The following is a 10,720-nucleotide window of genomic DNA, read 5'->3' as shown; positions in this document are numbered from 1 at the left end:
TCGCCGCCCGACGCGAAGTGTCCGCGCACCAGCGCCAGCAGGCCCTGGGTGGAGGCATCGAAGTCCTGGCTGTGGGCGTCGATGCGCTCGCTGATCTCGCCGGCGATGCGCTTGCCCAGCTGCACCCCCCACTGGTCGAAGGAGTTGATGTTCCAGATCACCCCCTGGACGAACACCTTGTGCTCGTAGAGCGCGATCAACGCGCCGAGGTTCTTCGGCGTCAGCTCGTCGAGCAGCAGCACGCTGGAGGGGCGGTTGCCCGGGCAGCTGTAGGGGTCGAGCCGGCTGCCGGTCTGGCTGCCCTCCATGAAGGCGTTGGCCTGGGCCAGCATGTTGGTGAGCAGCGCGAAGTGGTGCTCCTCCATGCCCGGCTCGGGCCTGAGCGAGGCGATGAAGTCGATGGGCACGTAGCGGGTGCCCTGGTGGAGCAGCTGGAAGAAGGCGTGCTGGCCGTTGGAACCGGTCTGGCCCCAGACGATGGGCCCGGTCTTGTAGTCCACCGGGTGGCCGAAGATGTCCACCGACTTGCCGTTGGACTCCATGTCGAGCTGCTGCAGGAAGGCCGGCAGCTGATGCAGCGCCTGGTCGTAGGGCACGATGGCCTGGGTCTCGGCGCCCTGGAAGTTGATGTGCCAGATGCCGATCAGCGCCATCAGCACCGGCATGTTCTCGGCGAAGGGCGCGGACAGGAAGTGCTGGTCCATCTCATAGGCGCCCTCGAGCAGCTCCATGAACCCTTCGAAGCCGATGGAGAGTGCGATGGGCAGGCCGATGGAGGACCACATCGAGTAGCGCCCGCCGACCCAGGCCCAGAACTCGAAGACGTTCTCCTCGCGGATGCCGAAGGCCATGGCCGCCGCCTTGTTGGTCGAGGCGGCGATGAAGTGCGCCCCCACGTCGGCCTCCGGGCCGGCGTTGTCCAGGAACCAGCGGCGCGCGGTATGGGCGTTGAGCAGCGTCTCCTGGGTGGAGAAGGTCTTGGTGGAGACGATGAACAGGGTGGTGGCCGGGTCGAGGCGGCTGAGCACCTTCTGGATATGGGCGCCGTCGACGTTGGAGACGAAGTGGAAGCCGAGCCCCGGGTGGCGGTGCTTGAGCAGCGCCCGGCAGGCCATGTTAGGGCCGAGGTCCGAGCCGCCGATGCCGATGTTGACCACGTCCTTGATGCGCTGGCCGTCGTACCCCGTCCACTCGCCGCTGCGCACCGCCTCGGAGAAGGCGCGGATCTGCTCGCGGGTGCGCTGGATCTCCGGCATCACGTCCTGGCCGTCGACCTTGAGCGGTCCCTCACCGAGATTGCGCAGGGCCGTATGGAGGACGGGCCGGTCCTCGGTGACGTTGATGATGTCGCCGGAGAACATCTGGGCGCGGCGCTGGACCAGCGCCGAGTGCTCGGCGAGCTCGATCAGCGTGGCCAGCACCGCGTCGGAGACGGGCTGCTTGGAGTAGTCGAGGAAGAGCCCGCCGACGCGCAGGCTCATCTTCTCGAAGCGCTGGGGGTCGGCGGCGAAGTAGTCGCGGATGCGGTCGTTGGCGGTCTGCTGCTGCAGGCCCTGGAGGGCCTGCCAGGTGACGCTGCGGGTGAGCTGGAACATGGGGGGAACTCCATTGATCGGTAGTGGGCAAGGCGCGGGATGATTCATGTCACGCGCAATGAATCCGCCTTTCCTCAGGCCCTGGCCTCGACGGCCACCGCCTGGCTACCGCGCTTGATCGCCGCATAGCCGAGGCCGGTGACCAGCGAGCCGATGATGATGGCGGCGAGATACAGCAGGACCGGATTGATGGCGTTGGGGATCAGCAGCACGAAGATCCCGCCATGGGGCGCCATGAGCTTGGCACCGACCAGCATGGAGAGCGCACCGGTGATCGCCCCGCCCACCATGCACACCGGGATGACCCTCAGCGGGTCCTTGGCGGCGAAGGGAATGGCGCCCTCGCTGATGAAGCAGAAGCCCAGCACGAAGGAGGCCTTGCCCGCCTCGCGCTCCGGTTCGGAGAACTTGTGGCGTGCCACGAAGCTGGCGATGCCCATGCCGATGGCCGGCACCATGCCCGCGGCCATGATCGCCGCCATGGGGCCATAGGTCTCGGAGGCCAGCAGCCCCACACCGAAGGTGTAGGCGGCCTTGTTGACCGGCCCGCCCAGGTCGAAGCACATCATGGCGCCGAGCAGGATGCCCAGCAGCACCGCATTGGCCGAGCCCATGTTCTCGAGGAAGGTGGTGAGCGCGGAGAGGATGGCCGCCACCGGCTCGCCGACGACGTAGATCATGGTCAGACCGGTGACCAGGCTGGCGATCAGCGGGATGATCAGGATCGGCTTGAGGGACTCGACGCTCGACGGCAGCTTGACGTGGCGGGTCACGGCCAGCGCCACATAGCCGGCCAGAAAGCCCGCCAGGATGCCGCCGATGAAGCCGGCGCCAATCTCCGAGGCCAGCATGCCGCCGATCATTCCCGGCGCGATGCCCGGACGGTCGGCGATGGAGTAGGCGATATAGCCGGCCAGGACCGGGACCATCAGCGCGAAGGCGGTGCCACCGCCGATCTGCATCAGCGCCGCCGCCAGGGTGCCCTCCTCCTGAAAGGCCTCGATACCGAACACGAAGGAGAGCGCGATCAGCAGGCCCCCGGCCACCACCATGGGCAGCATGAAGGAGACCCCGGTGAGCAGGTGCTGGTAGACGCCCTTCTCCCTGCTGCCCCTCTTCGCCTCGCCCTGGGCCGACGACGCGGCGCCGCCCGCCTGCTCCACCTCGGCCTCCTCGAGTGCCGCCTCGATGGTCGGCTTCGGCTTCTTCAGGGCGTTGCCGGTGGAGGTGCGGTAGATAGGCTTGCCGGCGAAGCGGGCCGCATCGACCTCGATGTCACAGGCCAGGATCACGAGGTCGGCCGCGGCGATCTCCTCCTCGGTGAGCTGGTCCTGGGCGCCCACCGAGCCCTGGGTCTCCACGCGGATCTCGTGGCCCAGCGACCTGCCCGCCTCGGCCAGTGCCTCGGCGGCCATGAAGGTGTGGGCCACGCCGGTGGGGCAGGCGGTCACCGCGACGATCTTGCAGGCGTCGTCGTGTCGGGTGCCGGCGGCCATCGGGGCGGGCTCCTGCGCCGATGGCTGGAAGTCGCTGGCCTCGCGGCTGGCCCGCTCGAGGAAGGCACGCGGGTCGGGCAGGGCCTGGTCGATGGCGGCACGGTACAGCCGCTTGCCGGCGAAGCGCTCCGGGGCCGGCACGTGATCGGCGGCGACCACCACCAGGTCGGCCTCGGCGATCTCCTCGGCAGTGACCGGCGTGAGCGGCTCGAGTTCGCCGTGCATCTCGACCCGGGTCTGCCAGCCGAGGCGGCTGGCCGCCTGCTCGAGGCGACGGGCGGCGAGGAAGGTGGTGGCCATGCCGCTGGGGCAGGCGGTGATGATGATGGCGTTCATGCGAGAGCTCCCCCTGCATCGACGTCGTTGAGACGGCGAACGCGGGTCTGTTGTTGGAGTTGCGGGAAATCCGGGGCACGGGCGTCGCCCACGCCCACATGACGGACGGATTCGGCGGAGAGCGCCGTGGCCAGGCGCAGCACCTGCTCGGGGGGATGCCCCGAGAGCACGCCGTGCAGCATGGCGGCGACCAGGGTGTCGCCGGCCCCCACGGTGCTGGCGACGTCGAGGCGCGGCGGCAGGGCCTGCCAGGCGCCGCGCCGGCTGACCCAGAGCACGCCTTCCGGGCCGGCGGAGATCAGCGCCTCCTCGACCCCGTGGGCGTAGAGCCTCAGCGCCGCCCTGAGCCGGGCGTCGGCGCTCGTCAGTGGCGTGCCGGCCCAGGTGGCCAGCTCCTGCTCGTTGGGCTTGACCGCCGAGGGGCGTGCCTCGATGGCCGCCGCCAGGGCCTCGCCGCTGGTGTCGACCCATACCGGGAGGTCGGCCGCGCGCAGGCGGGCGACCAGCTCGGCGAGCTCAGTGGGTGAGATGCCCGGCGGCAGGCTGCCGGCGATCACCACCGCCTCGGGACGCCGCCGGGGATCGGCGGCGCGGGTGTCGAGCCAGGCGAGCAGTCGCTGCCAGGCCGCGTCATCGATGGCCGCCCCGGGCCCGTTGATGTCGGTGACCCGGCCGTCGGCCTCGGCGATCTTGGCGTTGATGCGGGTCTCACCCGGCACCCGGATGAAGGCGTCCTTCACCGCCAGGGCCTCGAAGGCACGCAGGAAGGGGCCGTCGTTGTCGGCGCCGAGAAAGCCCGAGACGCTGACCTCGTGGCCGAGCTCGACCAGCACCCGGGCCACGTTGACCCCCTTGCCGGCGGCGGCGAGGTGCGTCTCGCGGGTGCGATTGACCTCGCCCGGCACCAGGCGGCCGAGGCTCACCGAGAGGTCCAGGGCGGGGTTGAGGGTAAGGGTCAGGATCCGGGCCATCAGCGCACCTCCAGGGCGTCGCGCACCGCCTCGCTGGTGGCCTGGGCCAGGGCCAGCTCCGCCTGGCCACGCGCCTCGGCGAGGTCGAACTCGGCGAGCCGCGCCTTGACCAGGGGCACCTGGCGGGCGCTGACCGACAGCTCGTCGACGCCGAGCCCCACCAGCACCGGCACGGCGACGGCGTCACTGGCGAGCTCCCCGCAGACCCCGACCCACTTGCCGTGGGCATGGGCGGCCGAGACGGTCATCTCGATCAGCTTGAGCACCGCCGGGTGCAGGCCGTCGGCCTGGGCGGAGAGCTCCGGGTGGCCGCGGTCGATGGCCAGGGTGTACTGGGTCAGGTCGTTGGTCCCTACCGAGAAGAAGTCCACCTCGGCGGCCAGGGTTGGCGCCAGCAGGGCGCAGGAGGGCACCTCGATCATCACCCCGAGCTGGACGTCGGAGGTCCGCTCGGTCTCGGGAATCTCCTCGAGCAGGCGGTCGAGGATCGCCTTGGCGACGCGGAACTCGCTGACGTCCTTGACCATCGGCAGCATGATGCGCAGCGGCTTGCCTTGTCCCGCGGGGCCCGCCGCAGGATCGCCTGCCGCCGCCATCAGCATGGCGCGGAACTGGGTCTCGAGTACCCTGGGCCTGGTGAGTGCCAGGCGGATGCCGCGCAGGCCGAGGAAGGGATTGTCCTCCTTCGGCACCGGCCAGTAGGGCAGCGGCTTGTCGCCGCCGACATCCAGGGTGCGCGCCACCAGCGGGCGGCCGTCCAGGGCGTCCAGCGCCTCGCGGTACTCGGCGACCTGGGTCTCGAGGTCCGGCTCCTGGGCATGGGCCATGAACAGGAACTCGGTGCGCAGCAGGCCGACGCCCTCGGCGCCGCGTTCCACGGCATCGGCCGCATGGGCGGTGTTGCCCAGGTTGGCGGCCACCTCGACGCGATGGCCGTCGCGGGTGCGGGCCTCCCGGAAGCGGGCCTCCCAGGCCTCGGCCTCGCGGCGGCGGCGCTCGGCCAGGCGCTGTTCGGCGGCCTCACGGCGCGCGGCGGAGGGGGCCGGGATGACCCGGCCGCGCTCGCCATCGAGGATCAGCTCGGTGCCATTCGCCAGGGTCAGCACCCGCCTGCCGCCCCCCACCACGGCGGGAATGCCCAGCGCCCGGGCCAGGATCGCGCTATGAGAGGTGGCCCCGCCGCGGGCGGTGAGCAGGCCACGTACCCGGGAAGTGTCGAGGCGTGCCACGTCGGAGGGCCCGACGTCGTCGGTGACCAGGATGTAGGGATGATCCGGCGGCTCGGGGAGCGCGACCCGGCAGAGGATGCCCAGTACGCGACGGCCGACGTCGCGCAGGTCGGCGGCGCGCTCGGCCAGCAGCCGGTCGGCGAGCATCTCCTGGGCGTGGGCGGCGGTCTCGATGGCGCCCCACCAGGCCGCCTCGGCGGAGCTGCCTTCCTGGATCTGCTCCCGGGCCGCTTCGAGCAGCTCGGGGTCGCTCAACATCTCCTCGTGCATGGAAAGGATCTGCGCCACCTCGCCGCCGCGGGCCTCATGCACCAGGGCCTCGAGTTGCTGGGCGCCCTCGTGGATTGCCTGCTCGAGACGGCGAGCCTCGGCGGCAGGGTCCTCGGCCCGCTGGGGATACTCGAAGTGAGGCGTGCGCAACACGAAGACCGGCGCGATGGCCAGCCCCGGCGAGGCGGCCACGGCCGGGTGAGGCTCATCGGCGGGCAAGGGCTCCGGCGCCGGCTCGTCCACGACCGCCGCCGTCTGCTCGCGACTCTCGTCGAAGGGCAGCACCTGCTCGCCGAGCCCCTCGGCCACGGCGTTGCAGACCGTCTCCAGGGCGGCCTCGGCCCCGTCCCCTTCGGCGGAGAAGATGAGCTGCTGTCCACGGCGTGCGCCCAGGTTGATCACCCTCGTCAGGCTGCTGGCCGAGACCGCATCGAAGCCGCCATCGGCCAGGCGTACGCGGATCGCCAGGCCCTGGGCGCGCGCCACCTGCACCAGCTGCTTGGCCGGTCGGGCGTGCAGGCCGTGGGCATTGAGAACCCGGGCCTGGCGGGTGCGGGCCGCGGCGGATTCACCGGCAAACCGCGCCAGCAGCGTCTCGGCATCGAGGTCGTGCAGTTCGCGCGCGACCCCCGCGTCCAGCAGGGCGAGGAGCCGCTCCAGCAGGCCGCGATGAGCATCGCCCTGGGCGGCCAGGCAGAAGACGCCGGTGACCCGCTCACCCGCCTCCTCCAGGGGCGTATCGGCGGTCGCCAGCGACAACGCCGGCACCTCGACGCCACGATCGCTGCTGACCAGCCACAGCCCCTGGCCGAGCCCCAGGGGCGCGCGATCGGCGACGCTGACCACGAAGTCGCTGCCCACGCAGCCGGCCTGGCGCAGGCGCGCCGCGCCGGCCAGCGCCAGCTCCTGGCGGTCACGGGCGGGAAAGCCCAGGCAGAGGGTGTCGGCATCCAGGCGCGCCTCGACCACCGCCTTCGACAGCAGCCCGGCGATCTCGCTGCGCGAGCCGGCGGCGGCCAGGCGCTCGGCGACGCCCTGACGATCCAGCACATGGGTCAGCTGGCGCAGGATGTCCAGGTGCTCATCATTCTGGGCGGCGATGGTCACCAGCACATGCACGCGATTGCCGTCGTGCCACTCGACGCCTGCCGGGAACTGCAGCACGCGCACGCCGGTACGGCGCACGTGCCGACGGCTGTCGGGGGTGCCGTGGGGAATGGCGATGGCATTACCCAGGAAGGTCGAGGACTGCGACTCGCGGTCGAGCAGGCCGTCGCGGTAACCGCGCTCGACCATGCCGGCCTCGTGCAGGGCATCGGCGGCCTGGTCCAGCGCCAGGCGCCAGTCGTCGGCCCGACAGTCGAGCAGGATATCGTCCTGGCGTAGGGTCAACATGGGTCTCTCCTGTTCGCGCGGGTGACGCGGGCGGTGGTCGCCTCTCGCTCAGCCACTCGGGGAAGTGGTGCACCCGATGGCTGAATCGTGTCACCTTGATGCTATTCATGCTGAATCGATTCATACTGGTTGGCAAGGCCGATCCGCTACGACTTTGGCAGGGGGTGCAGGCCTCGGCCCGTGACGTAGAATCGCCCCCCACCCGTTACCGAGGACGCCCATGACACTCGCTGAAATCGCTCGCCTGGCCGGGGTCTCCCGTACCACGGCCAGCTATGTCATCAACGGCAAGGCCCGTGAGCGGCGCATCAGCCAGGAGACCGTCGCCCGGGTGATGACCGTGGTGCAGCAGCACGGCTACCGGGTCGACGCCCAGGCCGCCGCGCTGCGACGGGGGGCGAGCCGCCTTCTGGGGCTGATCATCCCCGACCTGGAGAACGTCAGCTATGCGCGCCTGGCCAAGCGGCTCGAGCGCGGCGCCCGGGAGGCGGGTTACCGGCTGCTGATCGTCGGCTCCGACGATGACCCTGAGAGCGAGCGAGAGCTGGCCCTGGCGCTGCGCGCCCAGCGCTGCGAGGTGCTGATCATCGCCAGCTGCCTGCCCATGGAGGACCCCTTCTATGCCGAACTGATGGCGGCCGGCCTGCCGGTGGTGGCCGTGGACCGTGGCCTCGACCCGCGCCACTTCGCCAGCGTGGTCAGCAACGACCGGGAGGCCGCCGAGCGGCTGACCCGCTCGGTGCTCGATGACGCGGTGACGCGCATCGCCTGGCTGGATGCGGTGCCTGCCCTGTCGATCAGCCAGGAGCGCCGCGCCGGCTTCCAGCAGGCCCTGGCCGACCATCCGCCGCCGGAGGTGATCACCTGCGCGGCCCGGCGCTATGACCGCGTCGAGGGGGGCCGGCTGATGCGCGAGCTGCTCGATGGCCACGGCATGCCGGACGCCCTGGTCACCGCCTCCTACACCCTGCTCGACGGGGTCTTCGACGTGCTGCTGGAGGATGGCGGCCTGCCGCCAGCGCTGCGCCTGGCTACCTTCGGCGACAGCCGCCTGCTGGACTTCCTGCCCCTGCCGGTCAACTCCGCGGTCCAGGACCATGACCGCATCGCCATCCTGACCCTGGCGTGTGCCCTCGCCGCCGCGCGGGGCGACTACCGGCCGGGCCTGCAGGTGGTTGAGCGCCACCTGAGATGGCGCCTTCCCGGGCGCGCCGCCGCCCGGGCCTGATGAGTCACTTGCCCTGCATCCAGGCCTCCAGCGCCGTCAGGGTCTGGGCCAGGCAGCGATGCAGGGCGCCCAGGACAACTGCCACCTCGTCCAGTCGTCCTTCCCGGCCCAGGCGCTCCAGCCGTGCGGCCAGCCCGGCCACCTTCAACGCGCCAAGACTCGAGGCCTCCCCCTTGAGCTGGTGGGCGAGATACTCGCCCCGGCGTGGCGCCCCCTCCGCCACGGCCTGCTCCAGGCCGTCCAGGTGCTCTGCCGCCTGTTGCCGGAAGAGGGTGATCAGGGCGGCCAGTCCCTGCTCGCCCAGGCTCTCGCGCAGTGCCATGAGGGTAGCGGCCTCCAGCGTCTGGCCGGCCGTCCCCTTCCCCGCCGTGGCAGCAGGACGCCCGACGCCGGGCATCGTCCCCGCCTGACTCAGATGCCGCTGCAGCGTCGCCATCAGGGCGTCCTGGAACAGGGGCTTGGTGAGGTAACCATTCATGCCGGCCGCCAGGCAGCGGGCCTGGTCCCCACCCGGCCCCCCGGCGGTCATGGCCACCACCGGCACCTCGGCCGCCCAGCCGCCGCGGGCACGCAGCCGGCGCGTCGCCTCCAGCCCGTCCATGCCGGGCAGTTGCACGTCCATGAAGATGAGGTCGAAGCGCTCCCGGCCCGCCTGGAGGAGCGCCGCGTCCGCCGTGTCGGCCACGCTGACCCGGCAGCCCAGCCGTTCGAGCATGGCGCGGGCAACCTGCTGGTTGACCGGGTTGTCCTCGACCACCAGCAGCCGGGCGTCGGCCACACGCTGCTCGGGAAGAGACGCCACCGTCTCCTCCGACTGCTCGCCGCTGTCCGCCACGCTCAATGGCAGCACGAACCAGAAACGGCTGCCGTGGCCCACCTCGCTCTGAAGCCCGATATGCCCCCCCTGGGCCTCCACCAGCCGTTTGCAGATGGCCAGCCCCAGGCCGGTGCCGCCGAAGCGTCGGGCGGTGGAGGGGTCACCCTGTTGGAAGGGCTCGAACAGCTGGGCCTGGCGACGAGGGGCGATGCCGCCGCCCGTGTCGATGACCTCGAAAAGCACCTGCCCGTCCCCCTCGTCACGGACCCTCAGGCGCACCTCTCCCTGCTCGGTGAACTTGATGGCGTTGGAGAGCAGGTTGAGCAGCACCTGGCGAAGTCGACCGGCATCCCCCAGGAGGTACGGCGGCAGCCCGGGATCCAGCTCGCATGCGAGGTGAATGCCCCGGGCCTCGGCCCGGGGCGCGAACAGCGAGATCGCGCCATCGACCAGCTCGCCGAGGGCGAACGGGCGCGCCTCGAGTTCCAGGCGCTGGGCCTCGATCTTGGAGAAGTCCAGGATGTCGTTGATCAACTCGAGCAGCAGCCGGGCACTGTCATGGATGGTATCGGCGAAGTGACGCGCCCGGTCGGGAAGCGGCTGGCCCTGCAGCAGGTCGCTCATGCCGATGACGCCGTTGAGGGGGGTACGGATCTCGTGGCTGACCGTGGCCAGGAACTCGGACTTGGCACGGTTGGCCGATTCGGCCTGTCGGGCGGTGACCTCCAGCTCGCGGCTCAGCGACTCCAGGTCCCGCCGGGCGGCGGCATTGTCGCGGGCCTCGCGAAACAGGAAGGCGACTACCAGCGAGCCCGCCAGGCTCATGGCCAGGATCAGCAGCAGCAACACGCCATAGAGGGTCTGCAGCCGCTCCCGTTCTCGTGTGGTGGTCTCGGCCAGGTGGCCATTGATGGCGATGATCAGCCGCTCGGTCACGCCGCCCAGGGTCTCGAGACGCTGGGTCAGGCTGCCTCGGGCGTCATCGTCGAGGCGCTCCAGGCCCCGGATCTGCTCATCCAGGACCTGCAGGTGCCGCTCGATCTCCGGGATCAGCTGCTCGGCCACACGGATGTTGCCGAGCAGCTCGGTGATGTCGCCATCCTGCAGCAGGGTGAGACGGCTGTAGAGCAGCTCGAAGCGCAGGCGCAGGGCCTGAAGCGACTCGCGGGAGAGGTCGGGTCGCGCGAGGAAGCTGCGTAGCTGCACCGTATCCCGGTCGAGCTTGTAGGCGTGCCAGGCCGCATCCCCCCCCACGCTCTCGGCCAGGCTGTCCTGGCGCCAGGCCACCAGGCCGACCACCACCAGGGCGGCGGCGAAGAACACCAGGGCAGCGATGGCACCCAGCTTGAGACGCAGAGGATAGCGCAGCACTTCGGGTCTCCG

The 10,720-nt window shown here is 70.9% G+C and carries 6 protein-coding genes; 1 reads left to right on the top strand and 5 read right to left on the bottom strand.

All coding sequences use genetic code 11. From position 1 onward, the window contains the following. The 4 genes from pgi to ptsP form a co-directional block, all read right to left on the bottom strand. Positions 1-1,595: glucose-6-phosphate isomerase (pgi, locus tag QLQ86_RS10460; protein ID WP_282816882.1), on the bottom strand; the 1,595-nt coding region annotated here is incomplete at its 3' end. A gap of 74 nt (positions 1,596-1,669) precedes the next feature. Continuing rightward, positions 1,670-3,427 carry a PTS fructose-like transporter subunit IIB gene (locus tag QLQ86_RS10455; RefSeq protein ID WP_282736776.1) on the bottom strand — a complete coding sequence of 586 codons (1,758 nt, stop codon included), beginning with the start codon at positions 3,425-3,427 and terminating at the stop codon, positions 1,670-1,672. Beyond that, positions 3,424-4,398 (bottom strand): 1-phosphofructokinase, encoded by a 975-nt coding sequence (gene pfkB, locus QLQ86_RS10450; RefSeq protein WP_282816881.1) that lies wholly within the window; start codon positions 4,396-4,398, stop codon positions 3,424-3,426. The genes QLQ86_RS10455 and pfkB overlap by 4 nt, the downstream gene beginning before the upstream one ends. After that, on the bottom strand, positions 4,398-7,292 hold the full coding sequence (gene ptsP, locus QLQ86_RS10445; protein WP_282736774.1) for a phosphoenolpyruvate--protein phosphotransferase: 2,895 nt from the start codon (positions 7,290-7,292) through the stop codon (positions 4,398-4,400). Before ptsP ends, pfkB begins: the two co-directional genes overlap by 1 nt. Before the next feature lie 220 nt (positions 7,293-7,512). On the opposite strand from ptsP, the gene cra reads away from it, so the two are divergent. Beyond that, on the top strand, positions 7,513-8,520 hold the full coding sequence (cra, locus tag QLQ86_RS10440) for a catabolite repressor/activator (protein WP_282816880.1): 1,008 nt from the start codon (positions 7,513-7,515) through the stop codon (positions 8,518-8,520). Positions 8,521-8,524: 4 nt separating this feature from the next. Here the strand turns inward: cra and QLQ86_RS10435 are convergent, their stop codons facing one another. Then, positions 8,525-10,708: an ATP-binding protein gene (locus tag QLQ86_RS10435; RefSeq protein WP_282816879.1), complete on the bottom strand. Its 2,184-nt coding sequence runs from the start codon at positions 10,706-10,708 to the stop codon at positions 8,525-8,527. Positions 10,709-10,720 lie beyond the last annotated feature (12 nt).

The sequence above is a fragment of the Halomonas rhizosphaerae genome, from assembly GCF_030012485.1.
GTDB classification, from domain to species: domain Bacteria; phylum Pseudomonadota; class Gammaproteobacteria; order Pseudomonadales; family Halomonadaceae; genus Halomonas; species Halomonas rhizosphaerae.
The sequence above is the reverse complement of the archived record's forward strand: the minus strand, read 5'-3'. Positions and strand labels throughout refer to the sequence as shown.

Coding starts and splice junctions, on each gene's coding strand:
- cra (WP_282816880.1), top strand. CDS start 7,513: ATGACACTCGCTGAAATCGCTCGCCTGGCCGGGGTCTCCCGTACCACG.
- ptsP (WP_282736774.1), bottom strand. CDS start 7,292: ATGTTGACCCTACGCCAGGACGATATCCTGCTCGACTGTCGGGCCGAC.
- QLQ86_RS10455 (WP_282736776.1), bottom strand. CDS start 3,427: ATGAACGCCATCATCATCACCGCCTGCCCCAGCGGCATGGCCACCACC.
- pfkB (WP_282816881.1), bottom strand. CDS start 4,398: ATGGCCCGGATCCTGACCCTTACCCTCAACCCCGCCCTGGACCTCTCG.